Source organism: Amycolatopsis sp. cg9, from assembly GCF_041346945.1.
In the GTDB taxonomy this organism is placed as follows: Bacteria; Actinomycetota; Actinomycetes; order Mycobacteriales; family Pseudonocardiaceae; genus Amycolatopsis.
The window spans coordinates 2,970,178-2,986,777 of the sequence record NZ_CP166850.1 but is presented as its reverse complement, the minus strand read 5'-3'; the positions used below and the strand labels follow the sequence as shown (position 1 = coordinate 2,986,777).

The 16,600-nt window shown below is 71.4% G+C and carries 13 protein-coding genes and 2 pseudogenes; 2 read left to right on the top strand and 13 right to left on the bottom strand.

All coding sequences use genetic code 11. From position 1 onward, the window contains the following. Positions 1–25 precede the first annotated feature (25 nt). From AB5J73_RS14210 to AB5J73_RS14160, 11 genes and pseudogenes are all read right to left on the bottom strand, one after another. On the bottom strand, positions 26–1,000 hold the full coding sequence (locus AB5J73_RS14210) for a glutamate ABC transporter substrate-binding protein (protein WP_370970185.1): 975 nt from the start codon (positions 998–1,000) through the stop codon (positions 26–28). Next, positions 997–2,415: a hypothetical protein gene (locus tag AB5J73_RS14205; RefSeq protein WP_370970184.1), complete on the bottom strand. Its 1,419-nt coding sequence runs from the start codon at positions 2,413–2,415 to the stop codon at positions 997–999. The genes AB5J73_RS14210 and AB5J73_RS14205 overlap by 4 nt, the downstream gene beginning before the upstream one ends. Before the next feature lie 94 nt (positions 2,416–2,509). After that, a complete protein-coding gene (locus AB5J73_RS14200) occupies positions 2,510–3,622 on the bottom strand; it encodes a sensor histidine kinase (RefSeq protein ID WP_370970183.1) in 1,113 nt (370 codons plus the stop codon). A gap of 18 nt (positions 3,623–3,640) precedes the next feature. Then, complete coding sequence (locus AB5J73_RS14195; protein WP_370970182.1) at positions 3,641–4,903, bottom strand: GAF domain-containing protein; 1,263 nt, start codon at positions 4,901–4,903, stop codon at positions 3,641–3,643. Between the two features lie 77 nt (positions 4,904–4,980). After that, entirely contained in the window at positions 4,981–5,931 is a 951-nt protein-coding gene (locus AB5J73_RS14190) for an alpha-ketoacid dehydrogenase subunit beta (protein ID WP_370970181.1), read from the bottom strand. 10 nt (positions 5,932–5,941) lie between these two features. After that, the gene (locus tag AB5J73_RS14185; RefSeq protein WP_370970180.1) at positions 5,942–6,841 is read right to left on the bottom strand and encodes a thiamine pyrophosphate-dependent dehydrogenase E1 component subunit alpha; all 900 of its coding nucleotides are present in this window, start codon (positions 6,839–6,841) and stop codon (positions 5,942–5,944) included. Beyond that, positions 6,838–7,873: pseudogene (locus AB5J73_RS14180) on the bottom strand (ATP-NAD kinase family protein). The gene AB5J73_RS14185 and the pseudogene AB5J73_RS14180 overlap by 4 nt, the downstream one beginning before the upstream one ends. A 197-nt stretch (positions 7,874–8,070) precedes the next feature. Next, positions 8,071–8,289 (bottom strand): annotated as a pseudogene (locus AB5J73_RS14175) (heavy-metal-associated domain-containing protein); the annotation flags it as partial. A gap of 64 nt (positions 8,290–8,353) precedes the next feature. Continuing rightward, the gene (locus AB5J73_RS14170; RefSeq protein ID WP_004563013.1) at positions 8,354–8,557 is read right to left on the bottom strand and encodes a cold-shock protein; all 204 of its coding nucleotides are present in this window, start codon (positions 8,555–8,557) and stop codon (positions 8,354–8,356) included. 206 nt (positions 8,558–8,763) lie between these two features. Continuing rightward, positions 8,764–8,937, bottom strand: coding sequence for a hypothetical protein (locus AB5J73_RS14165; protein ID WP_166640346.1), 174 nt, complete (start codon positions 8,935–8,937; stop codon positions 8,764–8,766). Between the two features lie 214 nt (positions 8,938–9,151). After that, positions 9,152–10,810: a thiamine pyrophosphate-binding protein gene (locus tag AB5J73_RS14160; protein WP_370973149.1), complete on the bottom strand. Its 1,659-nt coding sequence runs from the start codon at positions 10,808–10,810 to the stop codon at positions 9,152–9,154. A 135-nt stretch (positions 10,811–10,945) separates the two neighbouring features. Here AB5J73_RS14160 and AB5J73_RS14155 point away from each other — a divergent pair, with 135 nt between their 5' ends. After that, a complete protein-coding gene (locus tag AB5J73_RS14155; RefSeq protein ID WP_370970179.1) occupies positions 10,946–12,226 on the top strand; it encodes a hydroxyacid-oxoacid transhydrogenase in 1,281 nt (426 codons plus the stop codon). Beyond that, positions 12,220–12,633 carry an acyl-CoA thioesterase gene (locus tag AB5J73_RS14150; protein ID WP_370970178.1) on the top strand — a complete coding sequence of 138 codons (414 nt, stop codon included), beginning with the start codon at positions 12,220–12,222 and terminating at the stop codon, positions 12,631–12,633. The genes AB5J73_RS14155 and AB5J73_RS14150 overlap by 7 nt, the downstream gene beginning before the upstream one ends. 271 nt (positions 12,634–12,904) lie before the next feature. Here the strand turns inward: AB5J73_RS14150 and AB5J73_RS14145 are convergent, their stop codons facing one another. Together AB5J73_RS14145 and AB5J73_RS14140 are read right to left on the bottom strand one after the other, a co-directional pair. Beyond that, positions 12,905–14,863, bottom strand: coding sequence for an ATP-binding cassette domain-containing protein (locus AB5J73_RS14145; RefSeq protein ID WP_370970177.1), 1,959 nt, complete (start codon positions 14,861–14,863; stop codon positions 12,905–12,907). Beyond that, complete coding sequence (locus tag AB5J73_RS14140) at positions 14,860–16,527, bottom strand: ABC transporter ATP-binding protein (protein WP_370970176.1); 1,668 nt, start codon at positions 16,525–16,527, stop codon at positions 14,860–14,862. Before AB5J73_RS14140 ends, AB5J73_RS14145 begins: the two co-directional genes overlap by 4 nt. Positions 16,528–16,600 lie beyond the last annotated feature (73 nt).

Here is a 16,600-nt window from a genome sequence, read left to right as displayed (position 1 = left end):
GGAACCGATCCTAGTCGCGACCCGCTCACTGGTACTGCGCCTGCGGCGGCGAGGCCGGCCCCAGCTTCGACTCGACCCAGTGGCGGTAGCTGCTCTGCCAAGCACCGCTGTTGCGCACGTTCTCGAGCACGGCGTTGACGAACTTGACCATGTCCTCGTTGTCCTTCGGCACGCCGATGCCGTAGTTCTCCTGCGTGAACTGGTCGCCGACGACCTGCAGCGTCGGGTCCTGCGCGGCCATCCCGGCGAGGATCGTGTCGTCGGTCGAAACCGCGTCGACCTGGCCCTGCTGGAGCATCACCAGGCAGTCCGACCAGTTGTCGACCGAGATCGCCACCGGCTTGGCCGGGTCCGTCGCGATCTTCGCCAGCGACGTCGACTTCTTCGCCGCGCACACCTTCTTGCCGCTCAGGTCGGCCAGCTTCGTCGCCTTCGACTCCTTCGTCACCAGCAGCCGCTGCCCGGCGACGTAGTACACGGAGGAGAACTGGACGTCCTTCTTGCGCGCGCAGGTGATGCTGTACGTCCGCACGACGATGTCGACCTGGTGCTGCGTCAGGACGTCCTGGCGCTGCGACGAAGTGATCGCGCGGAACTGGACGCGGCCTTCGGGCGCGCCGAAGATCGAGCGGGCGATCTCGTTGACGAGGTCGATGTCGAAGCCCTCGAGGTTGCCCGAGGTCGGGTTGCGGAAGCCGAACAGGTAGGTGGTCTGGTCGACGCCGGCGATGAGCTTGCCGCGTTCCTTGATCTTCGCCATGGTCGAGCCATCGGGGATCGACGTGCCCTTGTCCGGCTGCAGGCTGGCCAGCGGGTTGCAGCTGGTGTCGCCGCCACCGCCGGCGGCCGCGTCCGGGCCGCCCACGTGCGCGGGCTGGGGCCAGGCCGCGTTGCCGACCGGGGCCGGGTCGACCGGTTTGCCGGGGCTGCCGCAGGACGCCACCAGCAGCGCGACGACCGCCAGCACGCCCGCCCGGACCGTGTTCCCCCGCCTGCTCACCGGTACTCCCTCAGTCGCTCCCGGATCCCCATGGTGACACCCGCCGCGGCGACGACCGCGAGCACGGCCAGGCCGGGGGCCAGCAGCGTCAGCGCGCGGTCGCCGTTGTGGGTGTCGTCGAGGAATTCCTGCCTGCCGACGTCGATGGCCGCCTGGAGGCTGTCGTCGAGGCGCCGGAACGCCGGGGCCGAGCCGTCGGTCTTGTCTTCCAGCACGGCGAAGTCGACGGCTTCCTGGTACTGGCCGGCGTCGTCCTGGGCGCGGACTTCCTTGTGCGCCTTCAGCCAGTCGTTCGCGGCCTTCGTCGCGTCGGCGACCTTCGTGGCGCCTTCGCCGTCCTGGATGAGACCGCGGGCTTCGCCGAGCAGGCCGCCCTGGCCGTCCGGGCCGACCAGCTGGGCCGCGTTGGTGCCGAAGTCGTTCTCGTAGGCGGCGCCGTCGCCGCGCGCGACGAGCGTCAGCGTCTCGTCGGCGCGGGCCTGCAGCGCGGCGATGCGCGCGCGGACCAGCACGTCGACGCGGTGCGAGCCGTCGGCCTGGCCGCTGCCGACCAGGCTGCCCTGCACGACCAGCGCGACCGCGCCCCACAGCAGCGAGACCACGACGGCGGCCGTCGCGACGACGAGCCCGACGTTGAGCAGCCGGTTGGTGCGCCTGGTCAGGTAGACCTGGGCGGCGATGAGCGCGGCCAGCAGCGCGACCACCAGGATCGTGGCGAGCCACGGGAACCCCGTGGCGCTGTCCTGTTCGTCGATCAGCCGCTCGGTGTCGACGCGGTAGAGGTCCTGGGCGGCGGGCAGGATCTTCGCCCGCATCAGCTCGGAGGCCTCGCGCAGGTAGGAGGCGCCGACCGGGTAGCCGAGGCGGTTGTTCGTGCGGGCCGTCTCGACGAGCCCGGTGTAGGCGGGCAGCGACTGGTTGAGGACGTCGACCGGGGCGGCCGCGTCGGCGACGTCGGCAGCGTCGGAGGCGGCCTTCGCGAGCGCGGCGCCGGCTTCGGCGATGTCGCGCTCGTAGCGCTGGCGGAGCTCCGGCGGCTCGGTGCCGATGGAGAGGAACGCGCTCGCGGCGGTCGCGTCGGCGTCCGAGAGCGAGCGGTAGACCTGCTGCGCGGCGGCGGCGAGGGGCTCGCGGTGGTCGATGACGCCGGTGATGGTGTCGTCGCGGTCCTGCACCGACAGCGTCGCGACCAGCCCGGCGAGGAGGGACAGCAGCACCAGCCCGACGGCGATGACGGTGAGGCGGCCGGGGGTCGTCGCGGCGGACCGGATGATCGCGCGGACACCCTGTCCCGGCAGGTCCAGCAGCCCCAGCAGCCCGCTGCGGCCCCCTGCGCGGTCACCGCCGTCCGGTGGCGGCGGCGGGGGTCCCGGCGCGGGCGCCGTCGGACCCGGGGCCGTCGCAGTGCTGGTCATCCCCGATTCCTCCCCAAAACCTGTACTCGCAGAAGGTAGCCGAGTCGCCGACCGCGCGGGCACCGGCACCGCCCGCTGTCATCAGCACGTGATCTCACGCCCGCACCTCGGCCAGGACGCGCCACTGACCGCCGTCGGGACCGGCGTCCAGCGTGCCACCGGCCAGCGCCAGCCGCTCCCGCATTCCGGCCAACCCGAAACCTTCACCTGGTCGAGTGACACCGAGGGTATTGCGGACGTCGAGCCGGACGCTCTCGGGCGCGTAGCTCAGCCGCACCTCGACGTCCTTTCCCGGTGCGTGCTTGCCCGCGTTCGTCAGCGCTTCCCGCGCGGTGCCGGCGAGCGCGACGACCACCGCGGACGGCAGCGGCCGCGGCTCGCCTTCCGCGTCGAAAGCGACGGTGACGCCGTGGTCACGCGCGTGCGCGGCGGCGGCCGCGGCGAGCACGTCGGCCAGCGGCGGGACGTCCCGCCTGAGCGCGGCGACGGCGTCGCGCGCTTCGGCGAGCCCGTCGGCGGCGAGCCGGCGCGACCGCTTGACCGAGCGCAGCGCACCGTCCACATCGGACTTCTCCTCGAGCAGCGCCTCGGCCAGTTCGAGCTGAACCCCCAGCGCCCCCAGCGAATGCGCCAGGACGTCGTGGAGTTCACGGGCGATCCGGGTGCGTTCATCGAGCGCGGCGGCGCGCGCGTGTTCGGCCTGCGCGAGCCGCGTCTGTTCGAGCAGCGCTTCGGCTTGTTTCGCCTGCACCTCGTACTGGCGGCGGTTGAGCCCGACCAGGACGAGCAGGAGCAGCACCGCCGCGTCGACGACGCTCTGCCCACCGAGGAAGTGAGAAGTCACCGCGAGGGCGATGTCGAGCAGGCCGATGCCGAGGATCACGCTGACGCCGACCGTCGTCAGCGTCGCGAGTCTGCCGAGCGCGATGGCGGACAGGATGATCGCCGAGGAGTCCCCGGCCTGGCCGACGAGCGCGGCCGGCAGCGCGCTCGCGACCGCGAGCAGCGCAGCGGCCGTCTTCGGCAGCCGCGGCGAGAGGGCGACGAAGCCGAGCCAGCAGGCACTGGCGACGCCGTACGCGGCCCAGACCCGCGGGTCCGGCTCGCGCGCCGTGAGCAGCGTCACGGCGAAGAAGAGCGTGCCGAGCAGCTGCACCACGAGCCAGCTCGGCGCGATGGTGTCCGGCAGCAGGGGACGTTTCGGCACGCCCCCATCTTTCCCGGATCAGCCGCGGATCGCCGGGGCCAGGGAGTGCGGGAGCACGGCTTCGGGGGTCGGCGGGCGCCGGACCAGCACCTCGACGTCGTCGGCGAAGCGGTACGGCTTCGCGTCGAGGATGCCGCCGAAGTGGCGTCGCAGCCGGGACATCTCGGCGCGGACGGTGACCGTGCGGCCGGCGTCGCCGAACAGGTCGGCCGACAGCTCGGAGGCCGACCGGCCGGCGCGGTGGCTGGCCAGCACGTACAGCATCTCGGCGTGGCGCGGGCTGAGCCGGTGCGTCCAGGTGCCGGTGGCGCCGGCCACGGTCAGCTCGGGTTCGCGCGGCGACCGGACGTCGAGCACGACGCGGGTGGGCGGCGCGCCCTCGTCCTCGGCCGGCCGGATCAGCCAGCCGCCGGGAACGGGCTCGACGGCGCAGTTGCCGTACGCCGGCAGCCAGACGCGACCGGGTTTGAGGCCGGTGGGCAACGCGATCCGGTCGACCGGGGCGAGTCCGGCGGCCGCGGCGATCCAGCCGTGCTCGTCGGCCACCACGGCCGGCCCGCCGACCTTGCCGAGCACCGGGGCGGCGAAGCCCCGCAGCCGCTCGAGCTCGGTGAGGTGGGTGGTGCGCAGCTGCGCCTGCGCGAGCCGCGTCACGGCGTCGACCAGCGCCAACGTCGTCGCGTGGACGGTCGCGGCGGGGCCGGAGAGGTCGACGACGCCGAGGAGCTTGCCGTCCCTCGGGTCGTGCAGCGGCGCGGCGGCGCACGTCCAGGAGTGCTGGGCGCGGACGTAGTGCTCGGCGGAGTAGACCTGGACCGGGCGGCGCGCGACCAGCGCGGTGCCGATCGCGTTGGTGCCGACGGACTCTTCCCGCCAGTCGACGCCTTCGACGAACCCGAGCCCGTCGGCGCGACGGCGGACGGCGGCGCTGCCGTCTCGCCAGAGCACCTGCCCGCTCGCGTCGGCGATCACCATGATGTGCGAGGCCTGCTCGGCGAGGGTCAGCAGGCCACTGCGCAGGGTCGGCAGGGCTTCGGTCAGCCCGCTCGTGCGGCGGCGGGTCTCCAGCTGTTCGACGGTCAGGACGGGCGCGGGCGCGCGGCCGTCCGGGTCGACGCCGAGCCGGCGCATCCGTTGCCAGGACGCGCCGATGACCGCCCGCGGGCGGCTGGGCAGCGTTTTTCCGGCCAGGGCCGCTTCGTGCACCTGCGCGAGGACGCGCGCGTGCCGCCGGGGGTCCGCCCCGGCCGGCAACGCTGCCTCGAGGTCTCGCTGACCCAACCGCCACTCCTCGCTCTGCCTCCTCAGTCTGCCTTTTCGGTCCGGTGATCGGAAGGTGGCGACAATCTCGCTGTGCGTCAGCGCCGGTACTCCACGACCGCCTTCGCCGCGTTGAGGACCTTCTGCGCGTCCGGGATGTAGAGGTCTTCGAGCGCGTCGGAGAACGGGACCGGCGTGTGCGGCGGCGTGACCATCTCGATCGGCGCCCGCAGCGAGCCGAACGCCTCCTTGGCGACGAGCGCCGAGATGTCGGTGGCGAGGTTGCACCGCGGCGACGCTTCGTCGACGACGACCAGCCGTCCGGTCTTCTCGACGCTCGCCAGGATCGTCCCGGTGTCGAGCGGGCTGGTCGTGCGCGGATCGAGGATCTCGGCTTCGATCCCGGAGGCCGTCAGCTCGGCCGCGGCCGACTCGGCCACGGCGACCATGCGGCCGATCGCGACGATGGTGACGTCGACGCCGTCCCGGACGACGTTCGCCTCGCCGAACGGGATCGTGTAGCTCTCTTCGGGGACGTCGCCGCTGGTGTCGTACAACGCCTTGTGCTCGCAGAAGATCACCGGGTCGTCGTCCCGGATCGACTGGGTGAGCAGGCCTTTCGCCTCGTACGGGCTGGCCGGGACGACGACCTTCAGCCCGGGGACGTGCGTGAAGATCGGGTACAGGCACTGAGAATGCTGCGCGGCGGCCCGAAGCCCGGCGCCGTACATCGTGCGGATGACGACCGGCGTGCGGGCGCCGCCGCCGAACATGTACCGGAACTTGGCGGCCTGGTTGAAGATCTGGTCGAAGCAGACGCCCATGAAGTCGACGAACCCGAGTTCCGCGACCGGCCGTTGCCCGCGCGTCGCGGCACCGATCGCCGCGCCCACGAAGGCCGACTCGGAGATCGACGTGTCGAGCACCCGGCCGGGGAACCGGTGGCTGAGGCCCTCGGTGACGCCCAGCACCAGCACCGATTCGTCCCGGGCCATCTCCTGCGCGAGCGCCTCGGCGATCGCCTCGCGGTAGCTGATCGTCCTGGCCACGGCGCGCTCCTCAGTACGTCACGTAGACGTCGGTCTCGAGGTCTTCCCTCGTGGGTTTCGGAGCGGCCTTCGCCGCCGAGACGGCTTCCTCGATGAGCTTCGCGACTTCGGCGTCGATGTCATCGAGGACCGGTTCGCCCAGCTCACCGCTGTCGGTGACGCGCGCCCGGAACCGTTCGAGGCAGTCGAGACCCGCGGAGCAGCGGGTGAACTTGACCTCGATCAGCGTCGGGCCGCCACCCTCACGGGCGCGCTCGACGGCCTCACCGGCGGCTTCGTGGACGGCGAAGAAGTCGAACCCGTCGACGATCACGCCCGGCACGCCGAACCCGGCGGCCCGGTCGGCGATGTTGTCCGACGCGACGGACCAGGCGCTCGACGTCGCTTCGGCGTAGCCGTTGTTCTCCGCGACGAAGATCGCAGGGAGGTTCCAGACGGCCGCGAGGTTCAGCGCCTCCAGCGTCGTCCCCCGGTTGCCGGCGCCGTCGCCGAAGAACGCGACGCCGACACCGCCGGTGTTCTGCTGTTTCGCGGCTAGCGCGGTGCCGCAGATGAGCGGCGGCCCTCCGCCGACGACACCGTTCGCGCCGAGCATGCCCTTGGCGAGGTCGGCGATGTGCATCGAGCCGCCCTTGCCGTGGCAGGCACCGGTCTTGCGGCCGTAGATCTCGGCCATCATGGCGTGGACGTCGACGCCCTTGGCGATGCAGTGGCCGTGGCCGCGGTGGCTGCCGGCGATCGCGTCCCGGTCGTCGAGGTGGAGGCAGACCCCGGCGGCCGAGGCCTCCTCACCGGCGTAGAGGTGCACGAACCCGGGGATTTCACCGGTCGCGAACTCCCCGTGCACCCGCTCTTCGAAGGCCCGGATGGTGCGCATCACGCGGTACGCCTCCCGCAGGGTGTCCGTCATCTCCGACGCTCCTTTTCGGGGTCGGTCTCCGCGCGCAACAGCCCTTTCCGCGCCGCTTCGGCCATCGCCGCCCGGACGTCGACGCACCACGGCCCGTCCGGTTTGAGCTCGACGAACGCGCTCTCGCCCGTCTTGAGTTCGAGTTCACGCTCACCGTCGAGGGCGATGACCCCGCCGGCCGCGGCCAGCTCGACGCGCACGCCGGGCCGGAGGACGCCCCACCCCCGCACCCCGACGGGCCGCACGAGCCCGGGCGCGATCGGCGCCTGCACGACGTACGGGCGTCTCCCCGACCGGCCCGAGCTGCAGCGCGACGCCGTCCGGGCTGGATCGGGGGCTGGGACAGAGCTGGCCTGGAACGCTCGAGAGGCCGATACCGTCGGGCTCGGCGAAGGTGCAGTACAGCTCGGTGAGCGTGGACGGGTCCCACAGCGCCCGAGCCCCGATGTGCTTGCTCAGCGACACGCAGACGTCGACGAGCGCGATCTCACGACGTGCCTTCGTGACGACTTCCAGCACGCTGACCCGGTGCGTGACGAGGTCGGGGTCGATCTGCCCAGTCGCGATCAGCCCGGCAGCGAGTCCGGCCACGGTCGCTTCCCGCATCTGCGGGAAAGCGTTGTTGGTCCCGGTCGAGAGCGCGAGGATCGGCACGTCTTCGCAGGCCGCGGCGGCAACGCGGGCGGTCCCGTCCCCACCGAGCACGACGATGACCCCGGCCCCGGCTTCGACCATCCGCCGCACGGCGTTGGTCGTGTCGGCCGCGGTGCCGGTGAGCGGGTCGTCCTCGCAGAAGTCGACGTCGGGCCAGGTCCCGCCCCGGCCGAGCGCCCGCAGGACCGCGGCGGAGATCCCGCCGAGGTCGGTCGAGACGAGGGCCCGGTCGAGCCCGGTCACGGCGAACGCCGCCAGCAGCCGCTGGACCATGTTCGCCTTCTCCGCGGTGGGGAACACCGAAGCTTGCGCGACCAGCCGGCGGATGTCCCGCCCCGAAGCCGGATTCGCGACGATCCCCGCCACCGTTTCTCCCACCTGACCTCCCGATACTTCACCGGAGAACAGGAGACTCCGCGGGCGGCGCGGAAGGAAGGGTTGCAGGCCGTTGCAGTGCTGAGCGGCAGCCAGGAGGCGTCGAACGTCACCCGCGCCGTGTTGATGATCTCCAGTGGACAGTCCAACCTGGAGAAAACCGACCGGGCGCAGGCTCCGGCTCCGGCCGGGAGCCACGGGACGAGGCTGACGACGCCCTGGTAGGTGTACCCGGCCTCTTCGACCGCGCCCCGGACGTCGGCTTCGGCCAGCGCAGCCTCCGCGCGCACGACAACCCGGCCGGTGGCGACGTCGACGTCCACTTCGGTCACTCCGGGCAGCGCCGTGAGTTCTTCGGTGACCGACTGCGCGCAGTGGCCGCAGCTCATCCCGGAGACGGTGTAGCCGTGCTCGATCATGGTGCGCAGCATACGAAAAGGGCCGCCACCCCGAACGGGTGACGGCCCTTCCCCAAGATCAAAGTCAGATCACGGTGACCGACGTGGCCTGCGGGCCCTTCTGGCCCTGGCCGATCTCGAACTCGACGCGAGCGTTCTCCTCGAGGGTACGGAAGCCGTTACCCTGGATCTCGCTGTAGTGAACGAAGACGTCGCCGCCACCGTTGTCGGGGGTGATGAAGCCGAACCCCTTCTCGGAGTTGAACCACTTCACAGTGCCCTGAGTCATCAAAAATCTCCATGTGTAACACCAAAACAGGAAGCCACTTCGGCGACCCGGGTCAACACCCGGACGGTTTGCTTCCTCGGCGAGGAGACACTACGCCCGCTGAGTTCTGCGAGCGTGACTCATCACGAACACAAAAATCGAGACCTTCAGCAGTAAAGCACACCTTGACCAGGGCGGACAAGCGGTCTTCACCCGGGCGGGGTGAGCTATTCGCCACTCGCCGGACGCAGCCCCTCCGTGGTGAACGGCGAACGCCACGCCGTGTCGTGCTCGGCCGCGACCACGGCGTCGTCGTGGGCCTCGGCGGAGGCGCTGAACAGCACCGGTACGACGCCGGAGGACTTCCGCGCTGGTTCGGATGCGTGCTGGTGATCGGTCACGTCGAAACTCCCCTCGTTCCCTGCCCGCTTCGGCGCGGGTCATGACCGTGATGGTGCCATGCGGCACCGACAGAAACCGGTTGTCTCCCGCCGGGACCCGGCCGGGAAGGTTCAGCGGCGAACCACCACCGGAACACCGTCAGGCTACCTGAGCCTTCGCCGTGCTACCACACAACTTTCCCGGCGTTTCCCGTAATGAAACCGAGTGAAATCGTTACTGGGCGGGAGGTTGCGGCCGAGCCTGCCCGAGCAGCGCCGAAAGCCGGACGTCCGGGGTCACCACATCGGGGTCCGTCCGCACGTCGATGACGCACGGCCGCTGCCGCACCAGCGCACTGGCGATGATCGGCTCGAGCTCTTCCCGATCGTCCACGGTGTACCCGGCCGCGCCCAGTCCACGCGCCCACGAAGCGAAGTCGGTCAGCGGGATGGACACCCCGGACAGCCGCCCGTGCGTCCGCGCCTGGTGCATGGCGAGCGCGCCGTGCACGCCGTTCTGGAAGACGACGACCATCACCGGCGCCCGGTACCGCACGGCGGTTTCGATCTCCTGCCCGGTCATCAGCGTCCCGGCGTCCCCCACCATGGCCACGACCGTCCGCCGCGGCTCGGCGAGCTTCGCCGCGACGGCGGCCGGCACGGCGTACCCCATCGCGGCGTTGCTGGGACCGAGCTGGCTGCGCGGCGCGGTGAAGCACCAGTAGCGGTGCATGAACTGCGCGAAGTTGCCGGCATCGCTGGTCACGATGGTGTCCTCGGGCGCCAGCTTCCGCAGCGCCCGGACGACGTCCACGGGGTGCACCCGCGTGTTCCCGCTGGTATCGGGCGGGGTCATGAAGGTGTGCACGGCCGCGTTGGCCGCCGAAGCGCGCCTGGTCCGCGGCGACGCCACCGCCCGCAGCTCCCGCAGGAACGGCTCGACCTCCGAGTCGACGCGGAACGTGAGCCCCCGTCGTTTCGGGCTGACGTCGATCCCGGTCCCGACCATCACCAGCGTTTGTTGCGGCGTCGGGTAGCGGTACGCCTGCGTGGTCACCTCGTCGAGCTGGGTGCCGAGGGCGACCACGAGGTCGGCCCGTTCGAGCGCGTCCAGCTGCCGGGCGGGGATGCCGAGCCCGAGGTGCCCGGCGTAGCGGGCGTGGTTTTCGGGGAAGGCGTCCTGCCGCCGGAAGGCGTTGTAGACGGGCAGCGCGAGCTCGTCGGCCACGGCGATCAGCTCGTCCCGCGCCGACCGCGCCCGCCCGCCGACGATCACCACCGGGTACTTGGCCTCGTCCACCAGCTGCGCAACGGCATCCGCCGAACGGCCCAACGTCCCGGACGCCGGCGGCCGCACCCGCGCCATCGGCTTCGCCGCGTCGTAGGGCATGCCCCAGACATCGCAGGGCACGCCGAGCACGACCGGCCCCGGCCGCCCTTCCTGCGAGGTGGTCAGCGCGTGGGCGAGCAGCCCGGGCAGGCTGTCCGGATCGGTCACCCGCAACGTCGACTTGGCGATCGACTCGAACATCGCCGTCAGGTCCGACGTCGGCAGCTCCCCGGACGATGACGGCATCGGCTCGGTCGCCGGCGTCTCCAGCAGCACGACCATCGGGGTCTCGTCCTGGTACGCCGTTTGGACGCCGATCGCCAGGCTCGCCGCACTCGGCCCCCGGCTGGCGAGCAGCACGGCGGGACGCTCGGTGAGCTTGCCCTCGGCCTCCGCCATGAACGCCGCACCCGCGTCGTGGCGCGCCGAGACCAGCGTGATCTCCCGCTCGCGTTGCAACGCGTCGAGCAGTTCCAGGAAGGACTCACCGACCACCGCGTAAACGCGGCGGACACGCGCCTCGGTCAGGATCCGCACGGCCGTCTGGGCGACGGTCGCTCCCAGTTGGTATCTAATGAGGAGAGCTTAGGCGGGCACCGTTCAGTGCAGTCAAGTGATCTTCGCCGAAACCCGGCAAGGATGGGCCGAATGTCCGCTTTGACCGACTGTTAGCCGATCAAGGGAGCGAGGACCGCAGTCTTGGCCGCAACCGAACATGAAACCGTTTTTACTTATGGCGCACCGGCGTTGAAGTACGGAACCGGCGCCAGCGACGAGATCGGCTACGACCTGACGCAGTACGGCGCCCACCGCGTGCTCGTCCTGACCGACCCGCAGGTGGCGGCGACCGGCTGGCCCCGCCGCATCGCCGACGGCATCGCCGGCTACGGCATCGAGACCGAGATCTTCGACGGCGTACACGTCGAGCCCACCGATGTCAGCATGCAGAAGGCGGTTGACTTCGCCCGCGGAACCGGCCCGTACGACGCCTTCGTGGCCGTCGGCGGCGGCTCCGCGATCGACACCGCCAAGGCGGCGAACCTCCTCACCAGCAACGACGGCGACCTGATGGACTACGTCAACGCCCCCGTCGGCGGCGGCCGCGCACCGGACCGCCCGCTCAAGCCGTTGGTGGCGGTACCCACCACGACCGGCACGGGCTCCGAGAGCACCACGGTCTGCGTTCTCGACGTGCTGTCCCTGCGCGTCAAGAGCGGAATCAGCCACCTGCGGCTGCGCCCGACACTCGCCGTCGTCGACCCGCGGCTGACGGTCAGCCAGCCCGCCGGCGTGACCGCCGCCAGCGGCATGGACATCCTCTGCCACGCCGCGGAGAGCTACACCGCGAAGCCGTACACCGAGTTCGAGCGCAAGCGCCCGGAACAGCGGGTGCCGTACTGCGGGTCCAACCCGCTGGCCGACATGTTCGCCGAGCAGTCCCTCCGGCTGCTGTCGTGGGCCCTCCCGGCTGCGGTGCGCGACGGTTCCGACCTCAAGGCCCGCGAAGCCATGGCCCTGGCCGCGACGTTCGCCGGACTCGGGTTCGGCAACGCGGGCGTGCACATCCCGCACGCGAACGCCTACCCGATCGCCGGCCAGGTCAGGAACTTCCACCCGGACGGCTACCCGGGCGAAGAACCCATGGTGCCGCACGGCATGGCTGTGTCGTTGACCGCGCCCGCCGCGTTCCGCTTCACCTTCGACGCGGCCCCGGACCGCCACCTCCGCGTCGCGCGCCTGCTGGCACCCGACTTCGAGTGGCCCGGCGACTTCGCCGACCACCTGCCCGCGGTGCTGATCGACCTGATGCGCCGAATCGGCATCCCGGACGGCATCGGCGCCGTCGGCTACGCGGAGTCCGATGTGGACTCCCTAGTCGAGGGAACGCTGAAGCAGCAACGGCTGCTGGCCACCGCTCCCCGCGAAGCGTCCGCGGAGGACCTGTCGGACATCCTGCGCGAGTCGGTGTCGCTGTGGTGAACGGGTACCCCCACTGGCAGACGGTCCCGCTGCGCTGGAAGGACAACGACGTCTACGGACACGTGAACAACGTCGTCCACTACTCGCTGATGGACACCGTGATCAACACCTGGCTGATCGAGCAGGGCGGTCTCGACATCGAGACCGGGGAGGTGATCGGGCTGTGCGTCGAGTCGCACTGCGGGTATCACTCATCGGTTTCCTTTCCTGGTTCGCTGCGGGTGGGGTTGCGGGTGGCGCACCTCGGGAAGTCCAGCGTGCGCTACGAGATCGGGATGTACGCCGCCGACGAGACCCTGGTCGCGGAAGCGCATTTCGTGCACGTCTTCGTGGACCGCGAGTCACGCCGGCCGACACCGCTCTCGGGCAAGCTGCGCGAGGCACTGGAAGCACTGCAGCCCGGCTGACGCGCACCGCCTGCTGGTCACCTCCTCGTCTGGCGACGCTGGTCCGGGCCGTGTTCTGTTGGTACTTCCGATCATGCCCGAAGGCACCGACAGAACCGGCGGATCGACCCGAGTTGTCCACAGGCACCCCGAAAACCGCCGAGTTATCCACAGATTGAAAACGAGGGCTTCCCCCGCCCTCCGACGGCGATAGTCTGAAAGAGCACTAGAGATCAGTCCACAGTGGACGAGCTCTCGGCTGGCACGTGCGGCTCGCACCACGGATGGCGACCTAGGCGTCGATCCGGTTGCACCGGGAATCGTGTTCGGCCGGCAGCCCCATGGTGACCGTAGAACCACCGCCGGCAGGCGCCCCGCCGGTGGTCGCGGATCCACCGTCGTCCACGGAGGGACTCAGTGTGGTGCGGCCGTTGCCGGAAGGCGCCCCGCCAGCGGCCGCACCACCGCCCACAGGCGAACCGGTCGAGATATCCGCCGGTTCACCACCTGCACCAGCAGGCGGGCGGGCACCGGTGGCCGCATGGTCGGGCACCGGTGTCGCCCAGGCCTGCATGAGCTGCGCGTACCGCGCCGACCTGGCCACCAGCTCGGCGTGGCTGCCCACTGCGGTTTCGCGCCCGTCCACGACGAGCACGCGATCCGCGCGCAGTGCCGAAGAAAGCCGGTGCGCGATCACCACCAGAACACCACCTCGCGCGGCGAAGGCCCGCTCCGCGCGGGCTTCCGTCACCGGGTCGAGATGGGAGGTCGCTTCATCGAGGATCACCAATTGCGCCGCACTGGCGTACACCCTGGCCAACGCGAGCAGCTGCGCTTCGCCCGCGGAGACGCCTTCGCCGCCGTGACCGATCTCGGCGTCGAGGCCGCCCAAGCGCCGCAGTAGCGCGCCCGCGCCTACCGCGTCCGCGGCGGACGACAGATCGTCGTCCGAAGCTGACGGGGCGAACAGGCTCACGTTGTCTCGCACCGTTCCCGCGAAGACGTACGCCTCCTGCGGGATCAGCGCCACGAGCTCGTGGCGCACTGCTGCAGCCACGTCCCGCACCGGGACGCCGCCCAGCAACACTCGGCCTTCCTGCGGCGCGAGCATCCCGGTGAGCAACCCGGCCAATGTCGACTTGCCGATGCCGCTCGGCCCGACGACGGCGAGGTGCTCCCCCGGCCGCAAACCCAGGTCCAGGCCACGGACCACGGGTTCGGCCGACGCACCCCAGCGGAACGTCAGGCCGTGCACCCGGACGTCGATGCCACGCGGAGTCGCAGTGCCGTCGGCAACGTCGGGCAGTTCGGCGGTCTCCGCCAACCGGCGAAGAGCGACCAGTAGCCGCAAGACGACGGTGCTGGCCGTGGCAGCCAGGCCGCGCAAGGCCGGTTGCATCGTCGTCGCCAGGTAGACGAGCGCGCCCAAGGCCGCGCCCGCGGTCAGCTCGCCGCTGGCCACCAGCCCCGGGGCCAGCGAGAGCGCGAGGAGAAGCGGCGCGAACCCGCCGAGCGAGATCACCAGTGCTCGGAGGGCGCTCGATCGAGCCACCCGGATTGCCGCCTGGGCTTGAGCGTCGACAGCGTCGTACGTCGCCAGCGCGGCGACCGGCTGCGCACCGCAGGCCACGACGTCCCGCATGCCGGACAGCGAGGCGCCGGCCGTCGCTGCCGTGTGTTCGTCGGCCAGCGTCAGCGCGCGCTGACGGCGAGCCAGCGACGGCAGGAGGCAGGTGAAGACGATCAGCGCCAACACCACCGGCAGCGCGACCGGCACCACGAGCGTGCCGGCGACGGTCACGAGGCCGGCGAGCGCGGACGCCGTCGTCACCAGCATGCCGCGGGCCTGAACGAGCAGGCCGGCGGTCGCGTCGCGCACGACCTCGACGTGCTGGGTGATCCGGGCGACGCCGCTGGAGTCCGGTTGGTTGCGCGGTGGGGAGTCGTCGTGCAGGACGCCGCGGACGACGGCCGTCACGAGGGCGTCGCGTAGCGGCTCGACGACCTTGCCGAGCTGGTGCCAGACCATCCGGGCGCCGAACGCGCCGAGTACGGCGGACAAGCCGAACAACGCCAGCCAGCCGAGGCCTGCCGCTGGGTCGCCGACCGCGAAACCGCGGTCCACGGACAGCTCGACCAGCCGTCCCGAAAAGAAGGCCGGTAGACCTTCGAGCAGCGAACACAGCAGCAACACGACACCGCCGCGCCACTGTCTGGCTAGCGCAGACCAGTACAACCGGCGCAAGCTCACTCGTCGTCCTCCGTGAAGACACCCCGATAGCCCGGCTCTCGCCACAGGACGGCGTGCGGGGCGACCGCGCGGATCCGGCCGGCCTCGAGCCAGACCACCAGGTCAGCGCGGGCAGCGGTGCCGGCCCGATGGGTCACGACGACGCGTGTACGTCCTGGCAGCGCCTGAGACAAAGCGCGCTCGACGGCTGCCTCGGTAACCGTGTCGAGGCTGGCGGTGGCGTCGTCGAAGATGAGGACGCGCGGGTTGTGCACGATCGCCCGGGCGAGCCCGAGCCGCTGGGCTTCGCCGCCGGACAGGGGCGTCTCGGTCAATGGCGTGCGGTAACCCGACGGGAGGCGGACGACCACTTCGTCGACCTGCGCTGTCCGGCAGGCGCGGCGGATGGCGGACTCGCCGGCCCACGAGCCGTAGCCGACCGCGTCCGCGACCGTGGTGCCGAGCAGGACGGGCCGTTCGAACGCGTAGCCGACGACGGCACGCAGTTCCTCCGGGCGGATGCGCTCGAGCGGGCGGCCGTCGAGGACGACCGCGCCCTCGTCCGGCGGGAGCAGCCCACCCAGCACTCCCGCCAGCGCGGACTTGCCCGAGCCCGAGCGGCCGACGACCGCGAGGTGGGTGCCGCCGTCGATGCGTAGGTCGATCTCCGCGAGCGCGCCCGTGACACCGACGCCGCGGAGCTCGACCGTGCCGTTGCCGGGGAGGAGCGGGAGTTTGCCGGGCACGGGTTCGGGCTCGTCGAGGACCTCGACGAGCCGTTCCGCGCAGCCGCGTGCCCGGGACAGCATGGTGAGCAGCGGGATCTGGGTGACCAGGGCGAGAGCGAGAGCGACGTAGCCGAGCGTGGCCACGACGTCGCCGACGCTCAGGCGGCCCGCGAGCACGCCGAAGCCGGCGGCGGCCAGCACCGACAGCTCGACCGCCGGGGTCAGCAGGCCGGCGCGCCAGACCATCCGGGCCTGGGTGCGCCACAGGCTCTGGCCGGCGAGCGTCAGCTTCGGGAGCGGGCGCAGGACGCGCTCGGCTTCACGATCAGCCGTGCCGGATGCGGCGATGGTGCGGAGGCCGGCGACCGCGTCGACCATGCGGGCCGCGAGTTCGCCGGAGACCTGCTGGTAGGTGAGGACGTTGGCGGCGGTGCGGCGCAAATGGCTGCGCGCGAGCAACAACGCGAACGGGATGCTGCCCAGGAAGACCAGCGCCAGCCGCCAGTCCAGCAGGGCAAGCAAAACCACCGCGCCGGACGAGATGACGAGCATCGAGCCGCACTGGACGACGATCGTCACGATGCCGCCCGCGCCCGTGCAGTCGGTGGTGAGGCGGCTGATCGCGTCGCCCTCCGCGAAGCGGGAACGGGTGCCCAGCGCGAACAGCTTGTCCGAGAGGGTGCGGCGGAGCCAGGCGGACGCCGTCGCGGTCAGGCGGGTCGTCAGGATTCCGCCCACGACGTCGGCGGCGATCTCCGCGCCGCCGACCAGCAGCAGCCAAGAGACTTCGCGGTGGCTCGGGCGGCCCGCTACGACCGCGTCCACCGCGGCCGCGAGCGCGCCGGGCAGGAGGAGGCCGGCTGCGGTGGCGACCAACGCCGTGGCCACGACGGCGACCAGACGAAGGCGGTCGAGGTCGGCCACCTTGGTCAGCAGCCGATCGGCGCGGGCGCGCATCTCACTCCTTCGGACAGGTACTGCCGAGGCGGTACCGGGGGCCAGAATGAACGTGCGGGAGCGGCGCACTTGG

Coding starts and splice junctions, on each gene's coding strand:
- AB5J73_RS14185 (WP_370970180.1), bottom strand. CDS start 6,841: ATGACGGACACCCTGCGGGAGGCGTACCGCGTGATGCGCACCATCCGG.
- AB5J73_RS14140 (WP_370970176.1), bottom strand. CDS start 16,527: ATGCGCGCCCGCGCCGATCGGCTGCTGACCAAGGTGGCCGACCTCGAC.
- AB5J73_RS14205 (WP_370970184.1), bottom strand. CDS start 2,415: ATGACCAGCACTGCGACGGCCCCGGGTCCGACGGCGCCCGCGCCGGGA.
- AB5J73_RS14170 (WP_004563013.1), bottom strand. CDS start 8,557: ATGACTCAGGGCACTGTGAAGTGGTTCAACTCCGAGAAGGGGTTCGGC.